Annotated in this window: 11 protein-coding genes; 2 read left to right on the plus strand and 9 right to left on the minus strand. The window is 60.0% G+C overall.

Annotated features, from left to right (window positions below):
• Positions 1-129 precede the first annotated feature (129 nt).
• On the plus strand, positions 130-2,235 hold the full coding sequence (pnp, locus tag E1573_RS19640) for a polyribonucleotide nucleotidyltransferase (RefSeq protein WP_133216233.1): 2,106 nt from the start codon (positions 130-132) through the stop codon (positions 2,233-2,235).
• Between the two features lie 258 nt (positions 2,236-2,493).
• On the plus strand, positions 2,494-2,847 hold the full coding sequence (locus tag E1573_RS19645) for a BON domain-containing protein (RefSeq protein WP_133216234.1): 354 nt from the start codon (positions 2,494-2,496) through the stop codon (positions 2,845-2,847).
• Between the two features lie 84 nt (positions 2,848-2,931).
• Here E1573_RS19645 and E1573_RS19650 read toward each other — a convergent pair whose 3' ends face one another.
• From E1573_RS19650 to folK, 9 genes are all read right to left on the minus strand, one after another.
• Positions 2,932-5,871, minus strand: coding sequence for a DUF748 domain-containing protein (locus tag E1573_RS19650; RefSeq protein WP_133216235.1), 2,940 nt, complete (start codon positions 5,869-5,871; stop codon positions 2,932-2,934).
• Positions 5,872-5,962: 91 nt separating this feature from the next.
• Positions 5,963-6,979: a class I SAM-dependent rRNA methyltransferase gene (locus E1573_RS19655; protein WP_133216236.1), complete on the minus strand. Its 1,017-nt coding sequence runs from the start codon at positions 6,977-6,979 to the stop codon at positions 5,963-5,965.
• A gap of 79 nt (positions 6,980-7,058) precedes the next feature.
• A complete protein-coding gene (locus E1573_RS19660; protein WP_133216237.1) occupies positions 7,059-8,237 on the minus strand; it encodes an acetyl-CoA C-acetyltransferase in 1,179 nt (392 codons plus the stop codon).
• A gap of 617 nt (positions 8,238-8,854) precedes the next feature.
• A complete protein-coding gene (locus tag E1573_RS19665; RefSeq protein WP_133216238.1) occupies positions 8,855-9,730 on the minus strand; it encodes an oxygenase MpaB family protein in 876 nt (291 codons plus the stop codon).
• Between the two features lie 38 nt (positions 9,731-9,768).
• Positions 9,769-11,703, minus strand: coding sequence for an acetate--CoA ligase (gene acs / locus E1573_RS19670; RefSeq protein WP_133216239.1), 1,935 nt, complete (start codon positions 11,701-11,703; stop codon positions 9,769-9,771).
• Between the two features lie 86 nt (positions 11,704-11,789).
• Positions 11,790-13,454, minus strand: coding sequence for a glucose-6-phosphate isomerase (gene pgi, locus E1573_RS19675; RefSeq protein ID WP_133216240.1), 1,665 nt, complete (start codon positions 13,452-13,454; stop codon positions 11,790-11,792).
• Between the two features lie 124 nt (positions 13,455-13,578).
• The gene (gene panC / locus E1573_RS19680; RefSeq protein ID WP_133216241.1) at positions 13,579-14,436 is read right to left on the minus strand and encodes a pantoate--beta-alanine ligase; all 858 of its coding nucleotides are present in this window, start codon (positions 14,434-14,436) and stop codon (positions 13,579-13,581) included.
• Positions 14,433-15,233 carry a 3-methyl-2-oxobutanoate hydroxymethyltransferase gene (panB, locus tag E1573_RS19685; protein WP_133216242.1) on the minus strand — a complete coding sequence of 267 codons (801 nt, stop codon included), beginning with the start codon at positions 15,231-15,233 and terminating at the stop codon, positions 14,433-14,435. The genes panC and panB overlap by 4 nt, the downstream gene beginning before the upstream one ends.
• Positions 15,234-15,484: 251 nt before the next feature.
• The gene (folK, locus tag E1573_RS19690; protein ID WP_133216243.1) at positions 15,485-15,961 is read right to left on the minus strand and encodes a 2-amino-4-hydroxy-6-hydroxymethyldihydropteridine diphosphokinase; all 477 of its coding nucleotides are present in this window, start codon (positions 15,959-15,961) and stop codon (positions 15,485-15,487) included.

The following is a 15,961-nucleotide window of genomic DNA, read 5'->3' on the forward strand; positions in this document are numbered from 1 at the left end:
TTACCGCGAGGGCTGGGCAGGCTCCCAACCTCTAGTTTTATCTGGACTGCCAACAGGGCCGATTCCCTGTGCTGCCCAAGAATTCGTAAGAACCAGTTCCCCCAGAGCCACTGAAGAAGGTAGGAAACCGTGAACCCGGTAATCAAGAAATTCCAGTTCGGTCAATCGACCGTTACCCTCGAGACGGGCCGTATTGCCCGTCAAGCGTCCGGCGCCGTATTGGTCACCGTCGACAACGATGTCACCGTACTGGTGACCGTGGTCGGTGCCAAGCAGGCCGATCCAGGCAAAGGCTTCTTCCCCCTGTCTGTTCACTATCAGGAAAAGACCTACGCCGCCGGTAAGATCCCTGGTGGTTTCTTCAAGCGTGAAGGCCGTCCTTCCGAGAAAGAAACCCTGACCTCGCGCCTGATCGACCGTCCGATCCGTCCGCTGTTCCCAGAAGGTTTCATGAACGAAGTGCAGGTTGTCTGCACCGTCGTTTCCACCAGCAAGAAGACCGATCCGGACATCGCTGCGATGATCGGTACCTCGGCCGCCCTGGCTATCTCCGGCATTCCATTCGAAGGCCCGATCGGCGCCGCGCGCGTTGCTTTCCACGAAAGCACCGGCTACCTGCTGAACCCGACTTACGAGCAACTGGCTGCTTCGAGCCTGGACATGGTCGTTGCTGGTACTTCCGACGCTGTACTGATGGTTGAGTCGGAAGCCAAAGAGCTGACTGAAGACCAGATGCTGGGCGCTGTACTGTTCGCTCACGATGAATTCCAGGCTGTAATCCAGGCTGTCAAAGAGCTGGCTGCCGAAGCTGGCAAGCCGACCTGGGACTGGAAGCCTGCTGCTGCCAACACCGAACTGTTCAACGCCATCCGCGCTGAGTTCGGCGAAGCCGTTTCCCAGGGTTACACCATCACCGTCAAGGCCGACCGCTACGCGCGCCTGGGCGAGCTGCGTGACCAAGCTGTTGCCAAGTTCTCCGGTGAAGAAGGTCAGCCATCGGCTGGCGAAGTCAAAGAGATCTTCGGTGAAATCGAATACCGCACCGTTCGCGAAAACATCGTTAACGGCAAGCCACGTATCGACGGCCGTGATACCAAGACTGTTCGTCCGCTGAACATCGAAGTCGGTGTTCTGCCAAAAACTCACGGTTCGGCTCTGTTCACCCGTGGCGAAACCCAGGCTCTGGTCGTTGCGACCTTGGGTACTGCCCGTGACGCTCAGCTGCTGGACACCCTCGAAGGCGAGAAGAAAGACCCCTTCATGCTGCACTACAACTTCCCTCCGTTCTCGGTGGGCGAGTGTGGCCGCATGGGCGGTGCTGGTCGTCGCGAAATCGGCCACGGCCGTCTGGCCCGCCGCTCGGTTCAGGCCATGCTGCCTGCAGCTGACGTGTTCCCGTACACCATCCGCGTCGTATCGGAAATCACCGAGTCCAACGGTTCCAGCTCCATGGCTTCGGTTTGCGGTGCTTCCCTGGCTCTGATGGACGCTGGCGTACCGATGAAGGCTCCAGTTGCCGGTATCGCCATGGGTCTGGTTAAAGAAGGCGAGAAGTTCGCTGTTCTGACCGACATCCTCGGTGACGAAGACCACCTGGGCGATATGGACTTCAAAGTGGCCGGTACCGCTAAAGGTGTTACCGCGCTGCAGATGGACATCAAGATCAACGGCATCACCGAAGAAATCATGGAAATCGCCCTGGGCCAAGCCCTGGAAGCGCGCCTGAACATCCTCGGTCAGATGAACCAGATCATCGGTCAGTCCCGTAGCGAGCTGTCGGAAAACGCTCCGACCATGATCGCCATGAAGATCGACACCGACAAGATCCGTGATGTTATCGGTAAAGGCGGCGCGACCATCCGTGCCATCTGCGAAGAAACCAAGGCTTCGATCGATATCGAAGACGACGGTTCGATCAAGATCTTCGGTGAAACCAAAGACGCCGCTGAAGCTGCTCGTCAGCGCGTACTGAGCATCACCGCAGAAGCCGAGATCGGTAAGATCTACGTCGGTAAAGTCGAGCGCATCGTTGACTTCGGTGCCTTCGTCAACATCCTGCCTGGCAAGGATGGTCTGGTTCACATCTCCATGCTGAGCGATGCTCGTGTTGAGAAAGTAACCGACATTCTCAAAGAAGGTCAGGAAGTTGAAGTACTGGTACTGGACGTGGACAACCGCGGCCGTATCAAGCTGTCGATCAAAGACGTTGCTGCTGCCAAGGCATCGGGCGTCTAATCTGACGCGGTAAAGAAAAGGACCCTTCGGGGTCCTTTTTTTATGTCCGCTACACTGGCTGGGTGGACTTGCATCTTGCACGCAAAATTTTTCCAAGGCTTGCAAATTGCACGACCACGGTTTTTTCGTAACTTCATAAGTTACTGATTTAAAAGGATTTAATTTTATGGAAAAGCTGGCACAGGCCCTGCAATAGTACTTGCACCCCTGCTGCCAGGACTTACGGCGCAGACTTTTCGAAAAACAGGAGTGTCTCGTATGAAGAAGTTCGCTATTGCTGCCGCTACTGCCACCGCCCTGACCCTGACGCTGGCCAATGCGGCATTCGCCCAACAGCCCGCTACCCAGGGTCCGCTGACCGTTGCTGCTGGTGAAATGGACAAAGCAACGGGCGCGACCAAAGACACCTGGATCACGACCAAGGTCAAAGCTGATCTGATGACTGAAAAAGGCATCCCAGGCAGCGACATCACAGTCGAGACCAACAAAGGCGTTGTGTCCCTGTCTTCGGATACTCAAGTGACCAAAGCACAAAAAGAAACTGCGGTCGCTATCACCAAGAAAATTGATGGTGTGACGGCTGTGTCGGCTGATGGTCTGAAAACCGACTAAACACGTGTATCAGATCGCGGGGCAAGCCCGCTCCTACCAGTAGAAATCCGGTGGGAGCGGGCTTGCCCCGCGATCGCTTTTACCTCACTCAGCATCCAGATGCAGCGGCGTGATCACCCGCCCATCGGCCTCGGCCTGTCCAAGGCTGGCATCAATGAAATAAACCCGATCATCCTCCAGCTTGCCTTTGTCGACCAGGTAGTCCTTGATGCTGCTGGCCCGAGCCTGGCCCAGCTGACGAAGCAGCAGGGCACTTTCACCCCACGACTTGAGCACCGCATCGCGCAATTGGGTGGTGCGTTGTTCGCGGTCGAGTTGTTCCCATTCGGCCGGTGGCTGCTGCTTCATACGGGCGCGGTAAATACCTTCAAGCATTGACGGTTTGTCGCCCTCAGGCACCTGCAGGTCCGCGGCCTGGGCAGGAACTTTGTCGCCACGGCGCTGGAGCATTTTGTAGTAAGTGCTCTGATACTCACGTTCCAGGCGCTGTTGGGCTATCAACGGGCCGTCGCTGCTCTGAGCACTGGTGCCTTCGATCTCCAGGCGCAGGGCAGGGCGTTCTTTGAGCGCGGCAGCCAGCTTGTCGAGGGCGCTTTTGGCATCGGGCGCCAGTTCGCTGGAGCCCGCGGCAAAGGCCACACTGCCCAAGTCCTGAGCATCGCCACCGCTGATCAGGCCACCGATGAATTTGAACGGCGCCTGGGCCGCCCGCAGTACCAGATTGCGCAAGGTTTGCCAGACAATCGGCATGACGCTGAACTGCGGATCGTTCAAATCACCGGTCACTGGTAGTTCGATAGAGATCTTGCCTTCAGTGTCCTTGAGCAAAGCCACCGCGAGGCGGATAGGCAGGTCGACGGCGTCGGGGCTCTCAACCTTCTCACCCAGTTGCAGTTGTTCGACCACGACCTTGTTTTCGGCTTTTAGCTTGCCCTGGGTAATGATGTAGTGCAGATCGATGTTCAACCGGCCTTTGCGGATGCGGAAACCAGCGAATTTGCCTGAGTAGGGCGTCAGGGTGGTCAACTCGACGCGTTTGAAGCTGGTCGCGATATCCAGGCTGGCCATCGGGTCGAACGGATTCAGTGCGCCTTTAATCGTCACAGGGGCATAGCGATCCACCTTGCCCTTGATATCGACCTTGGCCGGTTTGGGCTGACGGTTGTCGATAGTGCCAATCTGGCCGTTGAGCTGCTGGATGGCAGTGGCGAAGTTAGGCGTCAGGCTGAAGTCGGCAAAGTTCGCCGAGCCGTCGTTGATGTCGATCGCGCCTATTCGAATGCCCAGCGGCTTTTCGCTGCTGGCGGGCGCTTTGGTTTTGGCCTGGCTGCTGGATTGTGTAGTGGCCGGCTGCGGGATCAGCAAGTCATCGACGTTGGTGGTGCGGTCTTCGTTGATCATGAAGCGCGCGTAGGGCTGCTTCAGGCTGACTTTGCCAATGCTCAGGGCATCACCATGGCGGTAAGACAAACCATCCAGGTTCAACTGCTGCCATTTGACGAAGTCACGGTCTTTGATGGTGTCCAGGGTGTGCAGTTGGTTGACTTGTGCCTTGCCATCAATGGTGAAGGCCAGAGGCTCGGTGCTTTTGAGGTCTACTTTAAGATCGCTGCCCAGCATGCCGCTGCGCAGTTCCAGGCGTATGAACGGTGTGATGTAGGCCTGGGCGATGCGCAGGTCGATGTCCTGAGTACTGACATTGAGCTTGGCGGTCACCGGTGCGAGGTTAACCTCACCGGCGGCTTGCAGCTTGCCTTGCTTGCCCACACCGGTGTCGAGCTTCAGGCTGAACGGCGACTGGTTGAGGCTATCGAAGTTTTGCAGGTCGAGGTTCAGCGGTCCGACATCCAGGGCAACTGGCTCTTTCTGTGAACGGTCGGCCAGATGCACCTGGTAACTGCGCAGTTGTACATCCTTGAGCAACACCTGCCAGGGCTTGCCGGGCTCGGCAGCTTTTGCTTCTGCTTTGTCAGGCTCGGCGGCGGCAGGCTCGGCTTTCTCTTTCGGCGTGGCTTTGGCTGGCTGGCTGGCAAACAGTTTCTGCCAGTCGAGTTGTCCATCAGCCTCCAGCGCTGCCCAGGTTTCAAGCTTTTCGCTGCGGATTTTGCCAACCGTGACCAGTTGCTTGGCGAGGTCTACTGATGTTTCGCTGACATCCAGCTTGGCCAGTCGTACCAATGGGCGGCCATCCGGCGCCTTGATGGCAAACGGCGCAATGCTCACCGAGGTTTTGTCGAGCAGCAGCTCGGTTTCCTTCGACAAGTTCAGTTTGTAGTGGGTATCGAGGCTGACGACGCCTTCTTCCAGCACCAGTGGCACTGCGTCGCGCACATACGGCCAAAAGGCCTTCATCTTGCCTTCGGTGACCTTCAGGGTGCCTTCAGAGGCCATCGGCACCAGGCTGAAGCTACCGCTCCAGTCGATGCGTCCACCGTGAGGCCCGATGGCCACCAGGGTCATGTCCGAGCTGTCGTCAGGCAGGGTGCTGAGGTTTTTCAGTTCCAGGTTCATCGAGTCGTACAGGAACTCGATAGGCTCACTGGGGCGCAAGTCCTGGAAGTGCAGGTAGCCCTCATTGAGCTTGATGCTGCCAATTCGGACCGGAAACGGGTCGCTGGGCGGCTCGTCAGGTTTTGGCTCACTGGGTGGCAACTTGAACAGCTGGCTGAGGTTGAGGCTGCCATCCTTGGCGAACAGCAGCTCGGTACGCGGTTTGTCCAGCTCGACGCCCACCAGATGCAGCGCGTCCGTCCACAGACTGTCGAGCTCCAGGTTGGCATACAACCGTTCGAAGCCGACCTGCTCCTTGCCCGGCTCGCCGATCTGTAGGCCCCACAGGGTCAGCTCGAGGCTGAACGGGTTGAGCTCGATACGATTCAAGTGCGCGGGCACAGTGGCGTAGTTGGCCAACTGTTGGTTGGCGATTCGCAGTGCCACTCCTGGGAGAATCAGAAAACCAAGCAGGCTATACAGGGCCAAAGCGGCCAACATGGCGCCGAGGGCGCGTTTCAATCCTTTGTACATGTGCGGCGTCGTCTGTCTGGAACGGGAGTGCTTGGAGTATGGCACGTAAAAACGGTTCCGAAGATCGCTCGGAAATGATCAGGTTTTTGTTTTAAAGCTGAAGAATCAGGGTCTTCAGTGGTGGTTGGCCGTCCTGCGACGGAAAGTCGCTGGCCGGTTTGAGTACTTGCCAGTCGCGCACGGGGCGGCCGGCTTTCTCGGCACAGCGCAGTACTTGCTCGCGCCAGTCGTCGAGATTGACCTTGGCCAGATTGTTACAGCAGATCAGTACGCCGTCTTCGGCGGTACTCAACAGTGCCGGTTTGAGTAGGCTCTGATAGTCGCGCAGCAGGTCGACGGTGCCGAAAGCGCTCTTGGCCCAGGCTGGCGGGTCGAGAAACACCAGATCGAACTCACGCTGTTCCAGGCGCGGGTACGCGGGCAGCTTTTGACCGCGGCGCTGGCTGATCGGCAGGCCGGCAAACTGGCGGATAGCCGGGAAGTAGTCTGACTGAACAAAGCTCATAGCCGGCAGTTGCGGGTTGAGTGCGGCGTTTTCCTTGCCTACGGCCAGGTTGCCTTCAGCGAAATCCAGATTGCATACCTCACGGGCCCCGCCTGCTGCTGCACTGAGACCGACGCCGCAGGTATAGGCAAACAGGTTCAGCACACGTTTGCCGGTACTGTGCTGTTTGACCCAGCCACGGGCATTGCGCAGGTCGAGGAACAGTAGCGGATCTTGCCCTGCATGGCGGCCACGCACGCGATAGTTCAAGCCCCATTCATGGCCGACATGATCAGCCAGGGCTGCTTCGCTGGCCTGAAACACCGGGTCACGGCGATCAATGCGGCTGTTACCTTGCGAGCGATCGTTGTAGACCAGCAACAGTTCCAGGCCCAGTTGCGCTTCTACCAGCGCCTGCAGCTCAAGCAGCGCGCTAGCCTCAAGCGTCTGGTGGAAGCTCTGTACCATTAGCTGTGGGCCGTAGCGGTCAACGGTCAGGCCGCTGGCGCCTTCCTGGCTTCCATGAAACAGGCGATAGCAGTCGGTGCCTTGGGCGTGGAGCTCAGCGATAAGGCCCTGGCGGGCGTCGAGGGCGGCGCGCAGCGCCTGATTCAAGAGGGACATGCACGTGGCCTTGGTTTGCGGACGTGCAGTTTATCAGTTCAAGCCAGGGGAGGGGCCGTTGCGGCCCCTCCCGCTGCAATCAGCGCTCGATAGCCAGGGCTACGCCTTGACCGCCACCGATGCACAGGGTGGCCAGGCCTTTGCTGGCGTCACGTTTGATCATCTCGTGCAGCAGGGTCACCAGTACCCGGCAGCCCGAAGCACCAATCGGGTGGCCCAGGGCGATGGCGCCGCCGTTGACGTTGACCTTGCTGGCGTCCCAGCCCAGTTCTTTGCCCACCGACAAGGCCTGGGCAGCGAAGGCTTCGTTAGCTTCGATCAGGTCAAGGTCGGCCAATTCCCAGCCGGCTTTTTCCAGGCAGCGGCGGGTGGCGCTGACCGGGCCGATGCCCATGATGGCCGGATCGACGCCGGCATTGGCGTAGGCCTTGATACGTGCCAGTACTGGCAGGCCCAGCTGCTGGGCCTTGGCTGCGCTCATCAGCAGGACGGCGGCGGCGCCGTCGTTGAGTGACGAGGCGTTACCGGCCGTAACTGTGCCGTCCTTCTTGAACGCAGGCTTGAGCTTGCCTAGCGATTCTGCGGTGGTGCCTGCGCGCGGCTGTTCGTCGGTGGCGAAGGCAATCGGGTCGCCTTTGCGCTGCGGGATCAGGATCGGGGTGATTTCGTCGACAAAGCGTCGGGCTTCGATCGCGGCAGCGGCTTTCTGCTGGGAGGCAGCGGCGAAAGCATCCTGCTCTTCACGGCTGATGCCGTACTTTTCCACCAGGTTTTCGGCGGTGATACCCATATGGTAGTCGTTGAAGGCGTCCCACAGGCCATCACTGATCATGCTGTCGATCAGTTGGCTGTGGCCCATGCGCAAACCGGTACGGGCGCCCGGCATCACGTAGTTGGCCAAGCTCATGTTTTCCTGACCACCGGCGATGATCACCTCGGCGTCACCGCAACGAATGGCCTGGGTAGCCAAGTGCAGGGCCTTGAGGCCAGAGCCGCAGACTTTGTTCAGGGTCATGGCTGGCACGGCATGGGGCAGGCCGGCCTTGATCGCGGCCTGGCGTGCTGGGTTTTGCCCGGCACCGGCGGTCAGCACCTGGCCGAGGATCACTTCATCGACCAGTTCGCCGTCGATTCCGGTCAGGGTCAACAATTGGCGAATCACAGCAGCGCCCAGGTCGACGGCGGGAATGGCAGCCAGCGCTCCCTGGTAACTACCGACAGCGGTCCGGGTAGCGGCAACGATAACAACATCTTGCATGGCGCAGGTCCTCACTCTTATTCGATTTGGCGTCAGAACAGCACAGGCCCCAGTGGGGCCATCGTAGAGGGCAATGGTGGCACAGATGTGCTGGCTACCGCCAACGGGTAGATCCGCTAGGCGCGGGCTTGCCCCGCGCTTGCGGTTTGGCTGTCTTAGCGCATCGCGGGGCAAGCCCGCTCCTACCGGGTGTTACGACCCATCCGCCGCCGTGCATGGCGCAGGTCCTCACTCTTATTCGATTTGGCGTCAGAACAGCACAGGCCCCAGTGGGGCCATCGTAGAGGGCAATGGTGGCACAGATGTGCTGGCTACCGCCAACGGGTAGATCCGGTAGGCGCGGGCTTGCCCCGCGCTTGCGGTTTGGCTGTCTTAGCGCATCGCGGGGCAAGCCCGCTCCTACCGGGTGTTACGACCCATCCGCCGCCGTGCATGGCGCAGGTCCTCAATCTTATTCGATTTGGCGTCAGAACAGCACAGGCCCTCAGTGGGGCCATCGTAGAGGGCAATGGTGGTACAGATGTACTGGCTACCGCCAACGGGTAGATCCGGTAGGAGCGGGCTTGCCCCGCGCTTGCGGTTTGGCTGTCTCGCCGCATCGCGGGGCAAGCCCGCTCCTACCGGGTGTTACGACCCATCCGCCGCCGGGCGCGATGCGCCGAGCCGTCGTGCATGGCCCAGCGCAGCACGGGGGCGGTGGTGTTGATGCCCAGGCGAATCAGGCGTTGTTGTAACGGATGCTGCCGCAGCTCCAGCATATCGCTGGCCCATGTGGGCAGCAGGTCGATACCCGCCTTCAGCATCAGGCTTGCCACGGGTTTGGCCAAGCGGCTGGGTGCGGGGGCATCCAGTAGCACCTGGACCACCTCATGACTGCGCTCGTCACACTGCAGTGTCGGGCGCATTGCCTCCAGGTAGTCGCTCACTTGCTGGCGCGAGCGCGGTACATCGAGGGCACCCAGGCGTTCAGCGATCAGAGCAATTTCGGCGTAATAGGCGTCTTGTTCGGCGAGTGGCAGGTTCGGGTTGCGGTAGCGCAGGTGGGCGGCAAGAAAGCTGCTGACTTCGGCCACATGCACCCAGGTCAACAGTTCGGGATCGCTGGCGGCGTAGGGGCGCCCATCGGCGGCGGTGCCGACTACTTGCAGGTGAATGGTACGGACCTTCTCGATCAGCCAATTGGCATCGCCCGTGGCGCCGAAGGTGGTACCGGAGATGAACTGGCTGGTGCGGCGCAGCCGGCCAAGCAGGTCGTGGCGAAAGTTGGAGTGGTCCCAAACGCCCGCCAGTGCCAGGGGGTGCAGCAATTGCAGAAGCAGGGCACTGATGCCACCGATCAGCATGCTTGGGAAGTCGCCGTGTACACGCCAGCTGGCACTATCAGGGCCGAACAGCCCGGGATCGCCTTTGGGATTTTCCAGATCAAGTTGCCCCAGGGACAAGCCGGTCAGGCTCATCACCTGGGTTTCGATGCGGCGGCGTATCGCTTCCATGGTTACCTGCGTGCGAGGCAGCCACGAAGCGCTGCCGGTTATGTATTGAATCGGTTGTCGATCAAGCCCTGAACCACGCTGGGATCAGCCAGCGTCGACGTGTCACCCAGGCTGTCGAGTTCATTGCAGGCGATTTTGCGCAGAATGCGGCGCATGATCTTGCCTGAACGGGTCTTGGGCAGCGCGGGTGCCCATTGGATCAGTTCCGGTTTGGCGAAACTGCCAATTTCCTTGCTGACCAGCGCCAGCAGCTCCTGCTTGAGCGTGTCATCCGGGGTCACGCCGTTCATCGGTGTGACAAAGGCATAGATGCCTTGCCCCTTGAGATCGTGAGGGTACCCCACTACTGCGGCTTCGGCGATGCTGTCATGCAGTACCAGCGCGCTTTCGACTTCGGCAGTGCCGATACGGTGCCCGGACACGTTGATCACATCATCGATGCGCCCGGTTATCCACAGGTCGCCATCAGCGTCGCGGCGCGCGCCGTCACCGGTGAAGTAGTAGCCTGGAAGGGGTTTGAAGTAAGTGTCGATCATCCGTTGCGGGTCGCCATACACGCTGCGGATCTGACCCGGCCAACTGGCCTTGATCGCCAGCATGCCAGCACCGGCACCCTCGATGAGTTTGCCCTTGTCATCGAGCAACACGGGCTGCACGCCAAACATCGGTTGCGTCGCACAACCGGGTTTGATCCGACGGGTGCCTACCAACGGGCTGATCATGATGCCGCCGGTTTCCGTCTGCCACCAGGTATCGACAATGGGGCAGCGCTCCTCGCCCACGGCGTTGAAGTACCACTCCCAGGCTTCTGGGTTGATCGGTTCGCCGACACTGCCGAGCAGACGCAGGCTTTTGCGTGAAGTGTTCTTCAGGGGGCCCTCACCCTCACGCATCAAGGCGCGCAGGGCGGTCGGGGCGGTATAAAAAATGTTCACCTTGTGCTTGTCGACCACCTGCCAGAAGCGCGAGGCATCGGGATAGTTGGGCACGCCCTCGTACATCAAGGTGATTGCACCATTGGCCAGTGGCCCATAGACGATGTAGCTGTGCCCGGTGACCCAGCCCACATCGGCGGTGCACCAGAACACTTCACCTTCACGGTAATCGAACACGGTCTTGAAGGTCAGGGTGGCTTGCAGCAGGTAGCCGGCGGTGGTGTGCAGCACGCCTTTGGGTTTTCCGGTACTGCCAGAGGTGTAGAGAATGAATAACGGATCTTCGGCGTCCATTGGCTCGGGAGGGCAGTCATCACTCGCTTGAGTGATTGCCTCGTGGTGCCAGAGGTCGCGATCCTGTTGCCAGTCGATGGTGCCCCCCGTGCGCTTGATGACCAACACCGTGCTGACATTCGGGCAATTGAGCAGGGCCTTGTCGACATTGTTTTTCAAGGGCACAGTCTTGCCGCCGCGAATACCCTCATCGGCGGTGATTACCGTGCGACAGTCGGCATCCAGGATGCGATCACGCAGGGCATCGGGAGAAAAGCCGCCGAACACTACCGAATGAATCGCCCCGATACGGCTGCAGGCCAACATGGCGTACGCCGCTTCCGGCACCATGGGCATGTAGATGCACACTCGATCACCTTTTTTTACCCCGCGTTGTTTGAGCACGTTGGCCAGTCGGCAGACATGGCGGTGCAGCTCACGGTAAGTAATGATGCTGGAGTCGGCAGGGTTGTCGCCTTCACGAATGATCGCCGCTTGGTCCCCCCGTGTGGCCAGATGACGATCGATGCAGTTGTAGCTGACGTTGAGCTGAGCACCGGTGAACCAACTGGCCTGGCCGGTTTTCATGTCACTGTGCTGAACACTGCTCCAGGGTTTAACCCAGTCCAGGGCTTTGGCTTGTTCGCTCCAGAACGCGTCGGGGTCTTCAATCGACTGGCGGTACAGGCGCTGGTATTCGGCCTGGCTCAGTTGCGCCGCTTTGCTGACGGCATCGGCGTGGGGGTGGGCGCTGAGATCGAACATAGAAGGGCCTGTCCTGATTGTTTTTGTCAGGACAGTGTAGCCGTTGCCCCTGGCTGCGTTCGTTCAGCCAGGGGCAACGCAGGTGATCAACCGCGGTGACGGCTGCGGAAGAAGTTGATCAGGCCCTGGGTCGAAGCGTCTTCGGCAGCGTCTTCGATGCCACCGGTCAGGCGCTGGTACACGCCCTTGCCAAGTTCTTTACCCAGTTCCACGCCCCATTGGTCGAAGGCGTTGATACCCCAGATTACGCTTTGTACGAACACTTTGTGCTCATACATCGCCACAAGCGCGCCAAGGCGGCGTGGGCTGATACGCTCGACCACCAAAGTGTTACTCGGACGGTTGCCCGGAATTACCTTGTGCGGCGCCAGTTTCTGGATCTCGGCTTCGCTCAGGCCTTTGTCGCGCAGTTCAGCTTCTGCCTCGGTGCGGGTCTTGCCGAGCATCAGGGCCTGGCTCTGCGACAGGCAGTTGGCGTACAGCCACTGATGGTGGTCGGCAACCGGATTGAAGCTGACGACCGGCACGATGAAGTCGGCCGGGATCAGTTGCGTGCCTTGGTGCAGCAACTGGTGGTAAGCATGCTGGCCGTTACAGCCGACACCACCCCAGATCACCGGGCCGGTGTCGTGGTTGACCGGGGTGCCGTCCTGACGAACGCTCTTGCCGTTGGACTCCATGTCCAACTGTTGCAAGTGCTTGGTGATGTTCCGCAGGTAGTGGTCGTACGGCAGGATGGCGTGGCTTTGTGCACCCCAGAAGTTACCGTACCAGACACCCAGCAGTGCCAGCAGCACCGGCATGTTCTGTTCGAACGGCGCGTTCTGGAAGTGCTGGTCCATGGTGTAGGCGCCAGACAGCAGCTCTTTGAAGTTGGCGGTGCCGATGGCCAGGGCAATTGGCAGGCCGATGGCCGACCACAGCGAGTAACGACCGCCGACCCAGTCCCACATTGGGAAGATGTTCTCTTCGCGGATGCCGAAGGCCACCGCAGCTGCCTTGTTACTCGATACGGCAATGAAGTGTTTGTACAGCTCGGCTTCCGAACCGCCCTGGGCCAGGTACCAACCACGGGCCGCCTGGGCGTTTTTCAGGGTTTCCAGGGTGTTGAAGGATTTCGAGGAAACGATGAACAGGGTGGTCTCTGCACGCAGATTGGCCGACAGTTCGTGGAACTCGCTGCCGTCGATATTGGCCAGGTAGTGGCAGCGTACGCCGCGCTGGGCGTAGGGTAGCAGGGCCTCGGACACCAGCTCAGGGCCGAGGAACGAGCCGCCGATACCGATGTTGACCACGTCGGTAATCGGCTTTTCGCTGTAACCACGCCACAGCCCGTCATGGATGCGCCCGACCAGCTCAGTGACCTGGTTGAGGACTTTGTGCACCTCGGGCATGACGTTGACGCCATTGACGCTCAGCTTGTCGCCTACCGGGCGGCGCAATGCAGTGTGCAGTGCCGGACGGCCTTCGGAGGCGTTGAGGATTTCGCCAGCGAACAGCGCTTTGACGGCTTCTTGCAGGCCTACTTCGTTGGCCAGGTTGACCAGCAGGTCGCGCGTCTGGCTGTTGATGAGGTTCTTTGAATAATCGAGAAACAGTCCGCAGGTGCTCAGAGAAAACTGCTCGAAGCGTTTTGGCTCGGCGTTGAATGCGTCGCGCATGCTGAAGTCCTGCATGGCTTCGCGGTGCTGCTGGAGCGCCTGCCAGGCAGGCAAAGCGGTGACATCATGAGGGGTGCGGTAATAAGCCATCGCTGCAGGTTTCCTTATTGCGTGGACTGCCTTGGACACTGAAAACAGCGCTCTGTTTGCAGGCTGATGCCAATTATAGGCATGCAGCCTGCATTACAGGGAGAGGGCTTGGTTGGCGGCCTTGTCAGGCGTTGCCAAGCTCCAGATGCAGGTTGTCGATCAGGCGGGTAGCACCGAGGAAGGCAGCAACCAGAATGACCAGATCGCGGTCTTCGGCAGTTGCCGGGTGCAGGCTCAGGGCCTGGCGAATTTCCAGATAGTCGCGGCGGAAACCCGCGCTTTCCAGTTGTTGCTGGCCGTTAGCGATCAAGGCAGGGTAGTCGCGTTCACCTTGTTCGATCGCATCGGCCATCTGCCGCAGTACCCGATACAGCGTTGGCGCGATGGCACGTTGCTCCTCGCTCAGGTATCCATTGCGCGATGACAGTGCCAGGCCATCGTCGGCGCGCACGGTGGGCTCGCCAATGATCTGGATCGGCATGTTCAGGTCACGCACCAGCGCACGGATCACCGCCAGTTGCTGGAAGTCCTTCTGCCCGAACACGGCGAGGTCCGGCTGGACCATGTTGAACAGCTTGCTCACCACCGTTGCCACACCTTCGAAATGGCCCGGACGGCTGGCGCCGCACAGGCCTTCTGAAAGCTGCGCAACGTTGACGCGGGTCTGGCCGTCCATGCCGTCGGGGTACATCTCTTCGACGCTGGGGGCGAACAGCAGGTGGCAGCCGGCCTGGAGCAGTTTCTCCTGATCGGCGGCCAACGTCCGTGGGTATTTGTCGAGGTCTTCGCTAGGGCCGAACTGCAGCGGGTTGACGAAGATGCTGGCGACCACGAAATCGACGCGTTGGGCGGCCTTGGTCACTAGTGCAGCGTGGCCGCTGTGCAGGTTACCCATGGTCGGCACGAAACCGATGCGTTTGCCTTCACTGCGCGCGCGCGCCACGGCGGCGCGCAGTTCGCGTACGGTCTTGACTGTATTCATGCACTGAACCCGTGTTCGCTGCCTGGGAAGCTGACGTCTTTGACCGCTGTTACATAAGCTTTGAGCGCGCCTTGGATGTCACTCTGGCCGATCATGAAATTCTTTACGAACTTCGGCATACGTCCGGTCAGCGACAAGCCCAGCATGTCGTGCAATACCAGGACCTGGCCATCGGTGGCGCTACCGGCACCGATGCCGATCACCGGGATGCTCACCGCCTGGGTGATCTCCGCCGCCAACTCGCTCGGCACGCACTCAAGCAGCAGCATTGCTGCGCCAGCCTGCTCCAGGGCAATGGCATCGGCGCGCATTTGCCGCGCCTGGTTTTCCTGACGACCCTGGACCTTGTAGCCGCCGAGGATATTGACGGTCTGTGGGGTCAGGCCCATATGGGCGCACACTGGCACCCCGCGCTCGGCCAGCAGGCGAATGGTTTCCGCCAACCAGGCGGCACCTTCGACCTTGACCATGTGCGCACCCGCCTGCATCAAGGCGCCGCTGTTGGCGAACGCTTGTTCAGTGGTGGCACAGGCCATGAACGGCAGGTCGGCGAGGATCAGCGCGCCTTCGTTACCGCGTTTGACGCAGGCAGTGTGGTAGGCCATCTCGGCGTTGGTCACCGGCAAGGTGCTGTCATGGCCCTGCAGGACCATGCCCAGGGAGTCACCCACCAGCAATATTTCCACGCCGGCACGGCTGGCGGCCTGGGCAAAGGTCGCGTCGTAGCAGGTCAGCATGGCTATTTTCTCACCCTTGGCCTTGAGGCTCTGCAGGGTGGTCAGGGTTACATCTGGCATGAAAAAGAATCCTCATTCAGGCGCTGTGAAAAACGACTGCGTACAACGCATGTATTCATCTTCTGGAACAGCACATCATCGATTGTGGTGTTTTGGTTGCGACCTGTTCCAGGCCTATATACGCCTTTTTGCGGCGCGCACGCGCCACCGGACGCCTATAGTCGTGAGGGAGGGGGCTGAAGTCAATTACCCTGTTACCGCATTGTTACTAATGCGCTGTTACGGGCGTTACCGCATGGGGGAACGCCCGGTTACAGGCGTTCCAGTCCGACGAACGGGCAATCTGCCAGCAACTGGGTGAGGCTGCGTTGATCAGCCAGCCGGAAGTCCTGCGGGACCAGTTCGGCCAGCGGATAGAGGACGAAAGGGCGTGCCTGCATGTGGTAATGCGGGACTTTGAGACGCGGAATGTCGATCAGGTGATCGCCGTACAGCAGGATATCCAGATCGAGGGTGCGCGGCCCCCAGCGTTCTTTTCGCTCGCGGCCTTGTGCGGCCTCGATGGCCTGCAGGTGGTCGAGCAGGTCCAAGGGCGCCAGAGCGCTGTCGAGGGCTGCCACCGCATTGGTATAGCGCGGTTGGCCGGGTGACAGCGACTCGCTGCTGTAGAAGGCTGAAACCGCAGCTACCGTCGTTTCGGGCAGCTCGCGCAGTGCATTGATGGCGCTGCGCAGTTGCTCTTGCGGTTCGTCCAGATTACTGCCCAGGCCGATATACACGCGTTCCAT

It is taken from the genome of Pseudomonas sp. H9 (genome assembly GCF_004353925.1).
Classification (GTDB): domain Bacteria; phylum Pseudomonadota; class Gammaproteobacteria; order Pseudomonadales; family Pseudomonadaceae; genus Aquipseudomonas.

Bases quoted from the DNA above. Each gene is read 5' to 3' on its own strand.
- E1573_RS19645 (WP_133216234.1), top strand. From the start codon at position 2,494: ATGAAGAAGTTCGCTATTGCTGCCGCTACTGCCACCGCCCTGACCCTG.
- E1573_RS19650 (WP_133216235.1), bottom strand. From the start codon at position 5,871: ATGTACAAAGGATTGAAACGCGCCCTCGGCGCCATGTTGGCCGCTTTG.
- E1573_RS19655 (WP_133216236.1), bottom strand. From the start codon at position 6,979: ATGTCCCTCTTGAATCAGGCGCTGCGCGCCGCCCTCGACGCCCGCCAG.
- E1573_RS19660 (WP_133216237.1), bottom strand. From the start codon at position 8,237: ATGCAAGATGTTGTTATCGTTGCCGCTACCCGGACCGCTGTCGGTAGT.
- E1573_RS19665 (WP_133216238.1), bottom strand. From the start codon at position 9,730: ATGGAAGCGATACGCCGCCGCATCGAAACCCAGGTGATGAGCCTGACC.
- acs (WP_133216239.1), bottom strand. From the start codon at position 11,703: ATGTTCGATCTCAGCGCCCACCCCCACGCCGATGCCGTCAGCAAAGCG.
- pgi (WP_133216240.1), bottom strand. From the start codon at position 13,454: ATGGCTTATTACCGCACCCCTCATGATGTCACCGCTTTGCCTGCCTGG.
- panC (WP_133216241.1), bottom strand. From the start codon at position 14,436: ATGAATACAGTCAAGACCGTACGCGAACTGCGCGCCGCCGTGGCGCGC.
- panB (WP_133216242.1), bottom strand. From the start codon at position 15,233: ATGCCAGATGTAACCCTGACCACCCTGCAGAGCCTCAAGGCCAAGGGT.
- folK (WP_133216243.1), bottom strand. From the start codon at position 15,961: ATGGAACGCGTGTATATCGGCCTGGGCAGTAATCTGGACGAACCGCAA.